12 protein-coding genes and 1 pseudogene are annotated in these 15,417 nt (G+C 62.1%); 8 read left to right on the top strand and 5 right to left on the bottom strand.

From position 1 onward, the window contains the following. Nucleotides 1–983 (bottom strand): sugar ABC transporter permease (locus I8N66_RS30415; protein WP_291162088.1); only part of this gene is annotated, 983 nt, incomplete at its 3' end. A 228-nt stretch (nt 984–1,211) separates the two neighbouring features. Then, nucleotides 1,212–2,249 (bottom strand): D-xylose ABC transporter substrate-binding protein, encoded by a 1,038-nt coding sequence (gene xylF, locus I8N66_RS30410; RefSeq protein ID WP_113535577.1) that lies wholly within the window; start codon nt 2,247–2,249, stop codon nt 1,212–1,214. A gap of 347 nt (nt 2,250–2,596) precedes the next feature. On the opposite strand from xylF, the gene I8N66_RS30405 reads away from it, so the two are divergent. Together I8N66_RS30405 and I8N66_RS30400 are read left to right on the top strand one after the other, a co-directional pair. Next, nucleotides 2,597–3,811, top strand: a complete 1,215-nt coding sequence (locus tag I8N66_RS30405) for an ROK family transcriptional regulator (RefSeq protein ID WP_291162084.1) — start codon at nt 2,597–2,599, stop codon at nt 3,809–3,811. A 129-nt stretch (nt 3,812–3,940) separates the two neighbouring features. Then, nucleotides 3,941–6,302: pseudogene (locus I8N66_RS30400) on the top strand (EAL domain-containing protein). A gap of 144 nt (nt 6,303–6,446) precedes the next feature. Here the strand turns inward: I8N66_RS30400 and iolG are convergent. Next, nucleotides 6,447–7,439 (bottom strand): inositol 2-dehydrogenase, encoded by a 993-nt coding sequence (gene iolG / locus I8N66_RS30395; RefSeq protein ID WP_113535574.1) that lies wholly within the window; start codon nt 7,437–7,439, stop codon nt 6,447–6,449. A gap of 336 nt (nt 7,440–7,775) precedes the next feature. On the opposite strand from iolG, the gene I8N66_RS30390 reads away from it, so the two are divergent. Beyond that, nucleotides 7,776–8,027, top strand: coding sequence for a hypothetical protein (locus I8N66_RS30390; protein WP_291162081.1), 252 nt, complete (start codon nt 7,776–7,778; stop codon nt 8,025–8,027). Nucleotides 8,028–8,030: 3 nt separating this feature from the next. On the opposite strand, the gene I8N66_RS30385 is transcribed toward I8N66_RS30390, so the two are convergent. Together I8N66_RS30385 and I8N66_RS30380 are read right to left on the bottom strand one after the other, a co-directional pair. Further along, entirely contained in the window at nt 8,031–8,480 is a 450-nt protein-coding gene (locus I8N66_RS30385; RefSeq protein ID WP_291162078.1) for a hypothetical protein, read from the bottom strand. A 119-nt stretch (nt 8,481–8,599) separates the two neighbouring features. After that, entirely contained in the window at nt 8,600–9,580 is a 981-nt protein-coding gene (locus tag I8N66_RS30380; protein ID WP_291162075.1) for a LysR family transcriptional regulator, read from the bottom strand. Nucleotides 9,581–9,866: 286 nt separating this feature from the next. Between I8N66_RS30380 and chvE the strand changes: the two genes are divergently transcribed. The 5 genes from chvE to I8N66_RS30355 form a co-directional block, all read left to right on the top strand. Further along, a complete protein-coding gene (gene chvE / locus I8N66_RS30375) occupies nt 9,867–10,934 on the top strand; it encodes a multiple monosaccharide ABC transporter substrate-binding protein (protein ID WP_291162072.1) in 1,068 nt (355 codons plus the stop codon). Nucleotides 10,935–11,031: 97 nt separating this feature from the next. After that, nucleotides 11,032–12,567: a multiple monosaccharide ABC transporter ATP-binding protein gene (gene mmsA, locus I8N66_RS30370; protein ID WP_291162069.1), complete on the top strand. Its 1,536-nt coding sequence runs from the start codon at nt 11,032–11,034 to the stop codon at nt 12,565–12,567. Then, nucleotides 12,567–13,775, top strand: a complete 1,209-nt coding sequence (gene mmsB, locus I8N66_RS30365) for a multiple monosaccharide ABC transporter permease (RefSeq protein WP_113535568.1) — start codon at nt 12,567–12,569, stop codon at nt 13,773–13,775. The genes mmsA and mmsB overlap by 1 nt, the downstream gene beginning before the upstream one ends. A gap of 170 nt (nt 13,776–13,945) precedes the next feature. Further along, nucleotides 13,946–14,941, top strand: coding sequence for an AraD1 family protein (gene araD1, locus I8N66_RS30360; protein WP_291162064.1), 996 nt, complete (start codon nt 13,946–13,948; stop codon nt 14,939–14,941). A 67-nt stretch (nt 14,942–15,008) separates the two neighbouring features. Further along, nucleotides 15,009–15,417, top strand: a 409-nt coding sequence (locus tag I8N66_RS30355; protein WP_291162061.1) for an aldehyde dehydrogenase family protein, incomplete at its 3' end; no start/stop codon positions are given.

The raw sequence follows: 15,417 nt of genomic DNA, 5'->3' as shown, positions 1-15,417 counted from the left end.
GCAAGTTCGGCTGCTTCCGGGTTGCCGCCGAGCGCGAAGACATAGCGGCCGAAGCGAAGGCGCGTGGCGATGAAGGTCATGACGATGCCGACGGCGATGGCGACGAGCACCGGAATGGCGATACCGTGCGAGATCTGCAGCCCGCCTTCCGGCCAGGCGATGCCGTTGGCGTCGGCATATTTGCGGGCGATGTTGGTCGGCCAGTAATAGCTGTTGGCAACAGTGATTGCGCCGAGCACCAGGACGCAGCCGAGGATCGCCAGGAAATACTCCGCCCATACCGGACGCAGCGGGAAGCGGAAGCGCTTGCGCTGCTTGCGGGAATTGAGGATGGCGGCGACGATGGCAATGCAGGCGAGGATGCCGACGATCCAGCTTGCCGTGGCGCCGATCGAGCCTTCGGTGCCGCCGCCCATCAGGCGGAAGGTGGCGTTCATCGGCGCAACGGTCTGGCCGCTGGTCACAAACCAGGTGGCGCCGCGCCACACGAGCAGGCCGCCGAGCGTGACGATGAAGGCGGGCACGTTGAGGAAGGCGACGATCGAGCCCTGCAGCGCGCCGATGGCAGCACCGACGGCGATGCCACTCAAGAGCGTGATGATCCAGATGGCCGGATGTTCCAGGCCGAGATACTGCGGCAGGAATTTCGCCTGCATGACCCCCATGACCATGCCGCAGAAGCCGAGCACGGAGCCGACGGAAAGGTCGATGTTGCGTGTGACGATAATCAGTACCATGCCGGTTGCCATCACGGCGACGGAGGAGGTCTGGACCGTCAGGTTCCACAGGTTGCGCGGCGTCAGGAACAGGCCGCCGGTCATGATCTGGAATCCGATCCAGATGATGACGAGGGCGCCGACCATGCCGAGCAGTCGGGTGTCGATTTCGGTGGCGCGGAAGAAGCGCTTCACCGGATTTTCGTCCGCTGTGCGGGCGCGGTTTGTTTGTGCGCCCTGCGTGTTGCCTTGTGTGATGTCGGCCATGGACGTGCCTTCCCCCACTTTTTTGTGTTGATGTCGTCGCGCCAGGTGGCACCAGGAGCCGGGATCGACGCGACAAGTCCGGTGCGACGGCAGAGATCGAGCGGTTTCGTTAGGCTGCGCCGGTCGCGCGGAGGGCATTGTCCGCCCGGCACGCACCTTGCGCAAGCGCCGCAACGGGTTGCGTTGCGGCGCTTGTCTGAAGTCAGCGCTCAGCTCTGCTGATGCGGTTTATTTGCAGGCCGCGACGTCGCCTTTGACGCCCTGGCAGGCTTCAGCCTTGGAGATCCAGCCCGCGTCGATGACGACGTTCAGGTTGTCCTTGGTGATCGGCAGCGGTGCCAGGAAGACCGACTGCATGGCCACGCCCTTCGGGCCACCGTTGAAGGTGGTGACGCCCGAGACTTCTTCCATCTTCTTGCCACCGGCAAGTTCGACGGCGACTTCTGCAGCGCGCTTGCCGAGTTCACGGCTGTCCTTCCAGACCGAGACGGTCTGCGTGCCGAGAGCGACGCGGTTCAGCGCCGCCTTGTCCGCGTCCTGGCCGGAGACCGGAACGGAGCCTGCGAGGCCCTGCGCATCGAGAGCCGCGATCGCGCCGCCCGCGGTGCCGTCGTTGGAGGCGACGACCGCATCGACCTTGTTGTCGTTGGCGGTCAGGAACTGCTCCATGTTCTTCTGGGCATTTTCCGGCTTCCAGCCGTCCGTATAGGCTTCGCCGACGTTCTTGATCTTGCCGGCATCGACGGCTTCCTTCAGCACTTCCATCTGTCCGGAGAAGAGGAAGTCGGCGTTCGGATCAGCCGAGGAGCCCTTGATGAAGACGTAGTTGCCTTCCGGCTTCACCTTGAACACTTCGCGGGCCTGCATGCGGCCGACTTCCTTGTTGTCGAAGGTGATGTAGAAGGCAGCCGGGTTTTCGATCAGGCGGTCGTAGCCGACGACCGGGATGCCTTCGGCGGCGGCCTTTTCGATCGCCGGGCCGATGGCGTCGCTGTCCTGGGCAAGCACGATCAGTGCGTTGGCGCCCTGGGCAATCAGCGATTCGATGTCGGTCAGCTGCTTGGCGGCGGACGACTGCGCGTCAGCGGAGATGTACTTGTCGCCGGATGCTTCCAGGGCTGCCTTGATGGCGGCTTCGTCGGTTTTCCAGCGCTCTTCCTGGAAGTTGGACCAGGAAACGCCGACGACCAGGTCCTTCGCCTGGGCAACGGAGTGCAGGGAAACGATGACGGCAACACCTGCCATCAGCTTCAAAACGGATTTCATTTCATCCTCCCGAGTGAGGGCCGGCCGAGCGTGCGAACCTCCCGCACCATCCTCCGCCAGCCTTGGAACGCTGCCGTAGATCGTCCCGCTACAGAGTGCGGAATTATTTTCTCGACAGTCGAGAAAATGAATGTCATGGATTTTGGAGGCTGTCAACACGGCGTGAACGCGGTGGTTGCGGCATCAACAAAGTGCTTCGCGAGCGGCCGCGTCCGTTGTTTCTCGACCGTCGAGAAAATCGGTGCCACAAGGCTGTCGACAAGGTGTTCCGCGCCTTGTCTTGCCGTTCAACAGATGCTTTGGGAGGGGCATGTGTTCGAAGGATCCGCCACTGACAGGGACGTCTCATGCTGACCAAGTCCAGCACTGAGCTCGTGCGTCAGCAAAACAGCGCGCTGGTCCTTGCGGCGCTCAGGCGCGCCGGCAATCTTTCCCATACGGAAATCTCGGCGGAAACGGGGCTCGCCTCCGCGACCGTCTCGGCAATTACGGCCGAGCTGGAAAAAGCAGGCATACTCGCCAAGGCCGAGCAACAGGTTCAGGGCGGGCGAGGGCGGCCACGCGTGCTCTTTACGCCGCGCCGGGACCATGGCCATCTCGTGGTCGTCAGGATCTCCTCCGACATCGTGCAATACTCGCTGGTCGACTATGGCGGCACCCTGCTCGACCGTTTCGACGAAACACGGAACCACGACGAGCGCGGCACGGTCCCCTTCGCCCGCGCCTTCGTGGATGCGCTCGAACGCCTGCTGCAGCGTTCGCGGCTGGCGCGGGATCGGGTGCTCGCCGTATCGATCAGCAGCAAGGGGCTGGTCGATAACGAGGCTGCGCGGCTTCTGTGGTCGCCGGTCTTCGGGCCGGAGGAACTGGACTTCGCCGCGCTGCTTGCACCGCAATGGCGGGCGAAAGTGATGCTCAGCAACGAGACGCTGCTCGTTGCGCAGGCGCTTGCAGCGCAAGCCGCGCGCAAGCCGGAGGGCGCGTTCAGGGCGCTCGCGGCGATCTCCCTCGGTCATAGCATCGGGCTTGGCGTTGCCCGCAAGAGCCAGAGCGGCGAGATGGATGTCAGCGCACCGAATTTCGGCCACATGCTGCATGCGCCGTCCGCCGGCCTTTGTCGCTGCGGCGCCTATGGCTGCATCGAAGCGGCGGCCGGCTTCTATGGAATTCTGCGGGCAGCCTTCGAGGTTCCGGCCGATACCATTCCCGCCAAATTCGTTCCGGTCGCCGAACTCGACAAGATTGCCGCCAGCGCCCGGCAGGGTCATCGCATGGCTGGCTACGCATTCCGCCAGGCGGGCATCGCGCTCGGCAATGGTATCTCGCGTATGCTCAGTCTTTACGAGCGCATGCCGGTACACGTTACCGGGCCTGGCATCCGTTATTTCGATCTCATGCTTCCGGGGATCGAGGAGGGACTTGCGCAGTCCATGCAAGTCCGGCTCCAGGGCGCTCCCGAAATATCGGTCGTGCTCGACGAACAACGTCTCGTCTTCGAGGGGCATCTGGAGCGGGCGCTGGGCGCCATCGATGGCGAGATTGCCGCCACCGGCCATTCTTGACACACGGTCGAGGTGCATCGTCAGGCGTAACCATTTTTGGGGTTGTATCGAGGGCGAACATCCAAGCCAGTACAATTTACAGTTATTTAGCGACTCCTTGTCAATGTGACCGTGACGCGGGAGACGCTTATGTTTTCAGTGATTGCTTGCATACGCGACGACCATGATTGGCGTCTTATCGTAGCTGCCGCGATCGTCTGCCTGGCAGGCAGCGTCGCAACGATGTTGCTGCTGCTGCGTGCCCAGCGAAGCGAAGGCGGTCAACGAAGTCGTTGGGTTGCCGCCAGCGGTCTTGCCTGCGGCATCGGCGTCTGGTCGACGCATTTCATAGCGATGCTGGCCTATGATGGTGGCGTGCCGGTTGCCTACGGTCTTTGGGGCACGGCCCTTTCGGTGATCGTCACCATCATCGCCTCCTGGGTCGCCTTTGCCATCGGCCTCGGCGGTGGTTCGCGTCTTTCGATGTCCTGCGGCGGCTTCGTCCTCGGCACCGGCGTCGCGGCGATGCATTTCACCGGGATGCGGGCGATCGAGATCCACGGGCACATTGCCTACGATCCGCAGGCGACGCTTCTGGCCGTTGTCGCCGGAACATTGCTGGCAGGCACTGCGCTTCATGCCTTTCATACGCTGCGCAGCCTGCGGCGGCTGGTGGTTTCGTCACTGCTGCTGGTCCTGGCAATCTGCGCCATGCACTTCACGTCGATGAGCGGCGTGACGCTGGTGCCGGAGGCCAATGTCGCCGTTGCCGAGACCATTCATCCCGCCTGGCTCGCAGGAGGGGTCATTGCCGCCTCCACGACATTGATCGTGCTCGCCTTTGGTGCCCTCTTCGTCGATCGGCACCTGACCGACCTCAGAGGGCTTGCCAACGCTTCGCTCGAAGGCATGGCGATTGTTTTCGATGGCGTCATCGTCGAAGCCAACGAGCGCTTTTCCGGCCTCACCGGTCGGACGTTTTCGCAGCTGTTCGGGAGCCGTCCATCGGAGATCTTCGCCTTCGGCGAGGAGGGGCTGGAGGCACACAGGCGCGGCGACGGCCCCGACGAGATCGATCTCCTCAACGACGACGGGCGCACCATCCCGGTCGAATTCATGTGCCGGACGATCGAGTATCGCGGGCGGGAATGCGATGTGATCTTCGTGCGTGACTTGAGGGCCCGCAAGGAAGCGGAGCGCACGATCGAGCATCTTGCCCACCATGACGCGCTAACCGACCTTCCGAACCGCGCCTTCTTCGATCGCAGGCTCGCCCAGACGCTGGCGGCCGCCACGGCGCGCGGCGAAGACCTGGCGATCCTCTGCCTCGACCTCGATCGCTTCAAGGCGGTCAACGATATCTTCGGCCATGGCGAGGGCGACCGCATCCTGCGCAAGGTTGCCGATATCCTGCGCGCGGCGGCCGGAGAGCAGGACACCATCGCCCGGCTCGGCGGCGACGAGTTCGCGATCGTTCAGGTGGGCGGCAAGCAGCCACAGGCTGCACGCCAGTTGACGGATCGTATCCTGACGCTGTTTGCCGCGGAAATGGATACCAACCGTGACCCGACCGCCGTCGGCGTCAGCATAGGTGCGGCACTCTACCCGATCGATGGGCAGACGGCCGACCAGTTGCTCAACAACGCCGACACGGCACTCTAACCGCGCCAAACAGAGCGGCAAGGGGATCGCCTGCTTCTTCGACAGGGAAATGGACGAAGCGTTGCGCACCCGCCGGCAGATCGAAAACGACCTGCGCCATGCGGTGCTTCGCCGGCAATTCTTTCTCGAGTACCAGCCGCTGGTCGAAGTTCAGAGCGACAGGATCATCGGCTACGAGGCTCTGCTACGCTGGAACCATCCGCAGCGCGGGTTGATCGGGCCCGTCGTGTTCATCCCGATCGCGGAGGAAAGCGGCTCCATCATCCAGATCGGCGAATGGGTGCTGGAGCAGGCCTGCACGGAAGCGGCAAAGTGGAACGAGCCCTTGCCGATTTCCGTCAATATCTCGCCGGTCCAGTTCCTCCTGCCCAATCTCTTCGATCAGGTCGCAAGCATATTGCATCGCACTGGCCTTGATCCCTGGCGGTTGGAGCTCGAGATCACCGAGGCGGCGCTCATGCACAATCGCGAGGATGTGCTGGCGGTGCTGGTGCGCCTGCGGGTCCTCGGCGTCAGGATCGTCATGGACGACTTCGGCACCGGGCATTCGTCGCTGAGCAACCTGCAGACCTTCCCCTTCGACAAGCTGAAGATCGACTGCAGCTTCACCGCTGCCATCGAGCAGGACCCCTCAGCTCAAGCGATTGTCCGGGCGATCATCGCGCTCGGCCACAGTCTCAAGCTCGCTGTCGTGACCGAAGGCGTCGAGACTGAGCGGCAGAGGCAGATCCTGGCGGAGGAAGGCTGCCTGCAGATCCAGGGTTACCTCTCCGGACGGCCGGGGGCTGCGCCCAGCACCGGCCAGGAAGCGCGACATTGGGAGAAGATGCCGGCACGCGCCGAGGGCTGAAGCTAGCATCTGCCAAATGCGGATATGAAGAAGGCCGGGCGTTTGGCGCCCGGCCTTTCCATTTGATGCTGCGCTGTAATGCTTTGATTCTCTGCATGTCTTTGTCCTTAGATCGGGGACGATCTATGGAGACTTGCAGGTGCCTCAGCCGACGCTGATCTGACGCTTCTCGACAACCGACTTCACGGCGGCGTCTGCAAGTGCGAGGGCCGCGAGGCCGTCCTTGCCCGAAGGCGTGATTTCCGCGCCCTTTTCGATCGCCGCAATGAAGCTCTCGATCTCGTTGGCATAGGCTTCGGTGTAGCGGGTCATGAAGAAATCGTGCAGCGGCGGGCGGGTATAGCCGTCGCCATTGGCGATCTCGATCGAAACCGGACGCTGGTTCTCGGCCGAGGCGACGCCCTTCGAGCCGTGGACCTCGATGCGCTGGTCGTAGCCGTAGGTGGCGCGGCGCGAGTTGGAGATGATCGCCTGCTTGCCGGAGGCCGTCTGCAGGATGACCGAGACGCTGTCATAGTCGCCGGCTTCGCCGATCGCCTTGTCGACGAGAACGGCGGCGGCTGCCGTCACCGAGACCGGCTCCTCGCCGAGCAGGAAGCGGGCCATGTCGAAGTCGTGGATCGTCATGTCGCGGAAGATGCCGCCCGAACGCTTGATGTAGTCGACCGGCGGGGCGCCCGGATCGCGCGAGGTGATCGTCACCATTTCCACGTCGCCGATCTTGCCGGCATCGATCGCCTTCTTGACGGCCATGAAATGCGGATCGAAGCGGCGATTGAAGCCGACCATCAGCTTGGCCTTGGTCTCGCTCACCACCTTGAGGCAGGCCTTGACGCGCTCGGCGTCGAGATCGACCGGCTTTTCGCAGAAGATCGCCTTGCCGGCGCGGGCAAAACGCTCGATCAGGTCCGCGTGGGTGTCGGTCGGGGTGCAGATGACGACAGCGTCGATGTCCTTGGCGGCTTCGATCGCCTCGATGGTGCGCACGTCGCAGCCATACTGCTTGGCAATGGCTTCGGCGGCGGCGGGGAATGCATCGGCAACGGCAACAAGCACGGCGTCCGGATTGCCGCTGACGGCTTTCGCGTGAACCTTGCCGATACGGCCGGCACCCAGAAGACCAAATCTGATTGTCATCTCTGTTTCTCTCGAAGTCCGGTTCGCGACCGGGAAGGGGCGTGATGATCGGCGCTCATCGCGCAAAGGCGCCGCGGAACGCTGTTTCCGCGAATCGGTTGAAGAATTGTCACGAAAGACCGCGCGTTGGAACGCTGCGCCAGAGCCTCTCCCTTGGTACCTCCGCACCCACTCGGCCTTTTCAATCATTTGGAATGAAGTAGCCGATGTTGGCAATTTCGGAATTTTTATTCCATTTTAATTGCGTCCGTCAAGAGCATGAAAGCCGCTGGACTTGCTGTCCCTGACAAATATCCCGTAAATGGGGCGCACACGATAAGGCCACCAGAGGACAGAATGCTCAAGTTCATTGACCCGGACCACCCTTTTTACCGCCCACTATGGGTCCGCCTGCTGATCGTGGCCTTCTGCGCCGGCTGGACGGTGGTCGAATTTCTGGGCGAACAGGCGATGTGGGGCATGATCTTCCTGGCGATGACCGCCTATGCCTCGGCAGCGCTGCTGGTTTTCTACAAGCCGAGCGAGAAGGGCGAGGAAAAAGCGGCTGATGCAGAGGGCAAGGACGGCGGGGACGGCGCCGCGAGCTGAGGATCACGCTGCGGGATTGATTGCGCGTATCTGCTGCGAGGCTTCGTCGATCAGCATGTTGGCGAGCTTCATGCGCACGGTCGCATTGGCGCGGAAGGCAGCCGGCAAGCGGTCGGGATGATTGAGGGCCGCGAACGCCCGCCGCTTCGCCGCAAGCGTCATTTGCGTTTCGCCGTCGCCAAGTGCCAGTTCCTCGGCAACGTCCGCAAGGCTGGTGCGGTTGAGATAGTCCGGCATCACCGGTGGAGGTGGCGGCTCCACGAATGACGCGTCGAGATAGGCTCGCTTGACTGCGCCGAAGGCAGCCAGACCGACGCTTTCGGCGGCAAAGCCGCTGTCGAAGGCTGGGGCATAAGCCGTGGCGACACGCGTCGCTTCGACCGTTGCCGGTTCGATATCCTCTTCCGATTTCAGCCGCTCGAGCACCGACTGAAAGACTGACATTCCAAACATGTTGCCTCCACAGGAGCCGCACGATCGCAGATGGAGATTATCCCGGGCTGATCAGATTGATCATGCCGGGCTGATCACGTTGATCATGCCGGGCTGATCACGTTGATCATGCCGCGTGGTCATGCTCGCCCCTGCTTCAGGATCAGGTCGTAGAGCAGCTTGGCGCTTGGCGGCAACGCACGCCCTTCGGCGGTGATCAGCCCGTAAGGCTTGATGCGGATCGGGATCTCGGTCTTGAGGATGCGGATTTCGCCGGCTGGCGTGCCGTTGCCCGCAATCAGGTTGGCGACGTCGAGCGCCACCGGCGCGATCGCATTGGTGTTGCGCACGATCGAGAGCGTCAGGATGATCGACGAGGTGTTGATCACGGTCGCCGGCAGCCTGACGCCAGCCGACACGAAACTGTCCTCGACCGCGCGCCTCAGCAGCGTGCCCGGCGGCTGGAACACCCAGTCGTAGGAGGGCAGGTCCTCGGCGCCGACCATGGGCTTGTCGAGCAGCGGATGGCCGTCGCGCACGATCAGGCAGACTTCCTCGTAGCCGATCTCCACCATGTTGAAGAGCCGCGGCGGCTGGTCGTCGGGGATGCGGCCGATGATGAAATCGTGCCGCGCGGCCAGCAGCTCCCTCGCCAGCACGTTGCTGTTTTCGATCTGGACGTTGATCTCGATGCCGGGATAGGCGGTGATCACCTGGCGAATGGCGGGGACGGCGAGATTGAGCGCCGGGCCGGTGACCGAACCGAGAGAAACCGAGCCACCGCTGCCGGTCTTGAGTTCGCTGATTTCGCGGGAGGCTTCGCGAAGCTCCAGAAAGATGGTGCGCGCGCGCCGCGCCAGGGCCTCGCCATAGGGCGTCAGTTCGACGCCGCGGGCGACGCGTTCGCAGACCGGCGCCTTCAGCATGGTCTCGATTTCCGACAGCATGCGCGAGGCCGCCGGCTGTGAAATTCCAAGGGCTTCGGCGGCAGCGCTGATGCGCCGATGATCGTCGATCGCGAGAATCAGCCGGAGATGGCTGATCTTCAGCCCGGAGCGGAAGAGCGCGGAATCGAAGAGTTCACCGGGCTTGGCGGCCGCACCGGGCTTTTGGTCGCGCATTTTCGGCCTCTCTAATTCTCGCTCGGTTTTCAAGGATTTTCAAAAATCACACTGTTTGCAAGTGCTATATCGTTTTTGGTATGCATTCAAAGCGATATTGTATTTGACAGTTATATGTTTTGATTCCAGTTTTTACCCATGTGCCAGCGCATGTAGGAGCATGCGAGGCGGGGAGGCCTCTCCTTCACCTTGATCGCAGCCGGAGACGAAGATCTCGGGCGGCGGATTGCTGCGCATAGACGGAAAGGCTTAGCCTGCCGGCTTCAACTTTTTTGGGAGAGAACTGATGAAATTGATGACTTCGCTTCTCGCAGCCGCTGCGATTTCGATCGCGTCCTTCGCTGCGCCGGTACTTGCGCAGGACAAGGGCACGGTCGGCATTTCCATGCCGACGAAGACGTCGACCCGCTGGATTTCCGACGGCGAGACGATGGAGAAGCTGTTCAAGGAAGCCGGCTACACCCCGGACCTGCAGTTTGCTGACGACGACATTCCGAACCAGCTCGCTCAGATCGAGAACATGGTGACCAAGGGTGCCAAGGTTCTCGTCATCGGCGCCATCGACGGCACGACGCTCTCCGACATCCTGCAGAAGGCTCACGACGCCGGCGTCAAGGTCATCGCCTATGACCGCCTGATCCGTGACTCGGGCAATGTCGACTACTACGCCACCTTCGACAACTTCCAGGTCGGCGTGCAGCAGGCGACCTCGCTGGTCCAGGGCCTCAAGCTCGACGGCGCGACCGAGCCGAAGAACATCGAGCTCTTCGGTGGTTCGCCTGACGACAACAACGCCTTCTTCTTCTACGACGGTGCGATGTCGGTCCTGCAGCCGCTGATCGACAGCAAGAAGATCGTCGTCAAGTCCGGCCAGAAGGGCATGGACCAGGTCGGCACGCTGCGTTGGGACGGTGCCGTTGCCCAGGCCCGCATGGAAAACCTGCTGTCGTCGAACTACACCGATGCCAAGGTCGATGGCGTGCTGTCGCCCTATGACGGTCTGTCGATCGGCATCATCTCGGCGCTGAAGGGCGTCGGTTACGGCTCGGGCGACATGGCAATGCCTGCCGTCACTGGCCAGGACGCCGAGCTGCCGTCGGTCAAGTCGATCCTTGCCGGCGAACAGTATTCGTCGATCTTCAAGGACACGCGCGAACTCGCCAAGGTCACCGTCGGTATGGTCAATGCGATCATGGAAGGCAAGGAGCCGGAAGTGAACGACACCAAGACCTATGACAACGGCGTCAAGGTCGTACCGTCCTACCTGCTGAAGCCGGTTGCCGTCGACAAGTCCAACATCAAGGACGTGCTCGTCAGCTCGGGCTACTACACCGAAGACCAGATCAACAACTGATCTTTTTGAGCGTGGGGGCCCGTGCATGCGCGCGGGCCCTTTTATCCAGATGACGGAGCCGGTACTCTCTTGAAGACTGCCGCTGGAATGACTGAACATGGACAATATCATTCTTGAAATGCGGGGCATCACCAAGACGTTTCCGGGCGTCAAGGCGCTGGACAATGTCAGCTTCAAGGTGCGCGAAGGCGAGATTCACGCACTCGTCGGCGAAAACGGCGCCGGCAAGTCGACGCTGATGAAGGTGCTGAGCGGCGTCTATCCCGCCGGCACCTATGATGGCGAGATCCACTATGACGGCGAAGCCCGTCGCTTCTCGACGATTTCCGACAGCGAAGACCTCGGCATCATCATCATCCACCAGGAACTGGCGCTGGTGCCGCTGCTTTCGATCGCCGAGAACATCTTCCTCGGCAACGAGATCGCCAGCAACGGCGTGATTCACTGGCCGCAGACCTTTGCCCGTACTCAGGAACTGCTGAAGAAGGTGGGCCTCAGCGAGAGCCCGGCGACACTGATCACCGACATCGGTGTCGGCAAGCAGCAGCTGGTCGAGATTGCCAAGGCGCTTTCGAAGAAGGTGCGGCTGCTGATCCTCGACGAGCCGACCGCCTCGCTCAACGAAACCGATTCCGATGCGCTTTTGAAGCTGCTGATGGAGTTTCGCACGCAGGGCATGACCTCGATCATCATTTCGCACAAGCTGAACGAGATCCGGAAGGTCGCCGACCAGATCACCATCCTGCGCGACGGCGGCACGGTCGAGACGCTCGACTGTCACGGCGAAGACATCGGCGAAGATCGGATCATCAAGGGCATGGTCGGCCGTGCCATGGAAGACCGTTATCCGCCGCGCGAACCCAAGATCGGCGAGACGCTGCTCGAAGTGAAGAACTGGAACGTCTTCCACCAGCAGCACCGCGACCGGCAATTCCTTCACGATGTCAATTTCACCGTGCGCGCCGGCGAGGTCGTCGGCATCGCCGGGTTGATGGGGGCAGGACGCACCGAAACGGCGATGAGCCTGTTCGGCAAGTCCTGGGGCCACAAGATCACCGGCGACGTGTCGATGCGCGGCAAGCCCGTCGACGTCAGCACCATTCCGCGTGCCATCGATGCGGGGCTTGCCTATGTCACCGAGGACCGCAAGCAGCTCGGTCTCGTGCTGATCAATAACATCAAGGAGAACACGACGCTCTCCAACCTGAAGGCGGTGGCCGCAAACGGCGTCATCGACGATCGCAAGGAAGCGAAGGTTGCCTCTGACTATCGCTCGAAGCTGCGCATCCGTTCGCACTCGATCTATCAGGAAACGGTCAACCTTTCAGGCGGCAACCAGCAGAAGGTCGTGCTGTCCAAATGGCTGTTCACCAATCCGGAAGTTCTCATTCTCGACGAGCCGACACGCGGCATCGATATCGGCGCGAAGTATGAAATCTACACCATCATCAACCAGCTTGCCGCCGAGGGCAAAGGCATCCTGATGATTTCATCGGAAATGCCGGAGCTGCTTGGAACCTGCGATCGTATCTACGTCATGAACGAGGGCCGCATCGTCGCCGAGCTCTCGAAGGCGGAAGCGAGCCAGGAATCCATCATGCGTGCCATCATGCGTTCAGGGGAGAAACACTAATGGTCGCCGATACGAGCACCCAAGCCAACAAGCCCTCGATCGGGGACTATCTCAAGAACAACATCCGCGAATACGGCCTGCTGGTCGCGCTCGTGGTAATCATGCTGTTCTTCCAGTTCGTGACCAACGGCGTGTTGTTCAAGCCGGTCAACATCACCAACCTGGTGCTGCAGAACTCCTTCATCGTCATCATGGCGCTCGGCATGCTGCTGATCATCGTCGCCGGGCATATTGACCTGTCGGTCGGCTCGATCGTCGCCTTCATCGGCGCGATCTCGGCGATCATGCTGGTCAAGTGGGGGCTGCCGGCCATTGTCGTCATCCCCGCCTGTCTGATCGTTGGCGGCATCATGGGAGCGGCCCAGGGCTATTGGGTTGCCTACCAGAAGATCCCGTCCTTCATCGTGACGCTGGCCGGCATGCTGGTGTTCCGCGGGCTCACCTATGTGGTGCTCGGCGGCCGCCCGATCGGTCCGTTCCCGAAGGAGTTCCAGCTGCTTTCGACAGGCTTCGTTCCGGATTTCCTCTATTTCCTCAATCCGGCGCCAGAGACCATTCAGAACATGGTGGCGCTCGTCGCCGTCATCGCGCTCGTCGGCTACGCGATCTATGCGGGCATTCGTGACCGCAAGATCAACGAGCAGCACGGCACGGAAAACGAGCCGTTCATTTTCTTCGCAGTGCAGATGGCGGTCATCGCTGCGGTGGCGTTGTTCATCGGCTTCCAGCTCGCGACCTATCGCGGCTTGCCGAACGTGCTGATCGCCATGGCGGTGCTGATCGCGCTCTACACCTTCATCACCACCCGCTCGACGATCGGCCGCCGCATCTATGCGATGGGCGGCAACGTCAAGGCGACAAAGCTATCGGGCATCAACACCGAACGGCTGACCTTCTACACCTTCGTCAACATGGGCGTGCTGGCCGCACTCGCCGGCATGATCATCACCGCTCGCCTCAATTCGGCAACGCCGAAGGCCGGCGTCGGTTTCGAGCTCGACGTCATCGCGGCCTGCTTCATCGGCGGCGCCTCGGCGTCCGGCGGCGTCGGCAAGATCATCGGGGCCGTCATCGGCGCCTTCATCATGGGCGTGATGAACAACGGCATGTCGATCATGGGCATCGGCATCGATTACCAGCAGCTGATCAAGGGCCTCGTGCTGCTCGCTGCCGTGTTCTTCGATGTCTACAACAAGAACAAGGGTTGAGCGGAAAGCCATAAGACCCGACGCGAACCAGTAACATTCACCGGCAGCAGCGGCTGCCAGGATCGGCGGATTGGCCCGCCGGAATTGGGTGGCGAAAGTCACCCACGGGTACGCTTTTGCCTTGAAAGGGCAACGACCGCGACCCTGATGAAGACAGGAAGGACAGTATTGTGCTGATTTCGCAGGTCAGGAACGAAGACGGATCGATAACGGTCGCGGTGCGGTCGCCCGGCGAAACCGCGCATGCGGTGAAGGGGGCGGCAAGCGTCTATGCTCTGGCGATGGAAGCTGCCAACTCCGGTCGGAGCCTGAAGGAGACGATCGAGGCCAAGGGTGTCGGCGCCGCCGTCGACCTCGACAAGGCCTATGCGGAGGGACGCTTCCTGCCGCCGATCACCCATCCGGATCCGGCGCACCTGCACCTGACCGGCACGGGCCTCACCCATCTCGGTTCGGCCGCGACCCGCGACGCCATGCACAAGAAGACGAGCGAGGCGGCCGAGGAAACGTTGACGGACTCGATGAAGATGTTCCGCATGGGGCTTGAGGGAGGCAAGCCGAAAGCCGGCGAGACCGGCGTGCAGCCGGAGTGGTTCTACAAGGGCAACGGCACATCAGCCGTTGCACCGGGCGCGGCACTCGTCTCGCCCTCTTTTGCCGAGGATGGCGGCGAAGAGCCGGAAATGGCCGGCATCTACGTGATCTCCGACCAGGGCGTTCCGTTCCGGATTGGCTTTGCCGTCGCCAACGAGTTTTCCGACCACAAGACCGAACGGGTCAACTACCTCTGGCTGGCGCATTCGAAACTGCGTCAGGCGAGCTTCGGTCCGGAAATCCGCATCGGTGTCGCACCGGAGGATATCCGCGGCATGTCGCGCATCCTGCGGGGCGGCCAGGTGCTGTGGGAGAAGCCGTTCCTGTCGGGCGAAACCAACATGTCGCACAGTTTCGCCAATCTTGAGCATCATCATTTCAAGTACGGCCTGTTCCGCCAGCCGGGTGACATCCACGTTCACATGTTCGGCACGGCGACGTTGTCCTTCGGCGACGGCGTCCGCACCGAGGAAGGCGATGTGTTCGAGATCGAGGCCGATGGTTTCGGCCTACCGCTACGCAACGCGCTTGCGATCGCCGCCGAGGAAAAGGTCGCCATACGCCAGCTCTGACACATCTCCGAAGCGCGACTGTTCACGAGTGACGGTCATGCGCGCTCATGAAGGAGGCTCGAAGCCTATGACATTGCACCAGAACCTGATTGCCGGCGAATGGGTCGGTGGTGACGGGGTTGCCAACATCAACCCTTCCAACACCAATGACGTGGTCGGCGAATATGCCCGCGCCTCGGCCGACGATGCACGTGCGGCGATTGCCGCTGCCAAGGCAGCGTTTCCGGCCTGGTCGCGTTCCGGCATCCTCGATCGTCATGCGATCCTGAGGAAAACCGCCGACGAGATCCTCGCCCGCAAGGACGAGCTCGGAAGGCTGTTGTCACGCGAGGAAGGCAAGACGCTGGTCGAAGGCATCGGTGAGACCGTGCGTGCCGGCCAGATCTTCGACTTCTTCGCCGGCGAATGCCTGCGGTTGGCAGGCGAAGTGCTGCCGTCGGCAAGACCCAATATCGGCGTCGAGATCACCCGCGAGC

This window comes from Ensifer sp. SSB1, from assembly GCF_016652895.1.
GTDB lineage: Bacteria > Pseudomonadota > Alphaproteobacteria > Rhizobiales > Rhizobiaceae > Ensifer.
This window is presented reverse-complemented; position numbering and strand designations above follow the sequence as displayed.